This window comes from Paraburkholderia sp. SIMBA_054, assembly GCF_046534875.1.
GTDB lineage: Bacteria > Pseudomonadota > Gammaproteobacteria > Burkholderiales > Burkholderiaceae > Paraburkholderia > Paraburkholderia hospita.
On sequence record NZ_JAWRXV010000257.1, the window covers coordinates 1 to 449 of the forward strand.

Annotated in this window: 1 protein-coding gene; it reads left to right on the top strand. The window is 64.6% G+C overall.

The features are described from left to right. Positions 1-449, top strand: a 449-nt coding sequence (locus SB822_RS55020) for an MFS transporter (RefSeq protein WP_410858837.1), incomplete at both ends; no start/stop codon positions are given.

The window sequence follows — 449 nt, forward strand, 5'->3', positions numbered from 1 at the left end:
AGGTTCAGCGCACGGTCTATTCCGTGCTCGGCGCGATCAGCTTCTCGCATCTGCTGAACGACATGATCCAGTCGTTGATCCTCGCCATCTACCCGATGCTGAAGGACAACTTCTCGCTGTCGTTCGGACAGATCGGCCTGATCACGCTGACCTATCAGATCACCGCGTCGCTGCTTCAGCCGCTCGTCGGCATCTATACGGACAAACATCCGAAGCCGTACTCGCTGCCCGTCGGCATGGGCTTCACGCTCGCCGGCCTGCTGCTGATGTCGATGGCGACGAGTTTCGGCGTGCTGCTGGTGGCCGCGGCGCTAGTCGGCTGCGGGTCGTCGGTGTTTCATCCGGAATCGTCGCGGGTCGCGCGGATGGCCTCGGGCGGCCGTCACGGGCTCGCGCAGTCGCTGTTCCAGGTGGGCGGCAACGCGGGATCGTCGCTCGGGCCGCTGCTG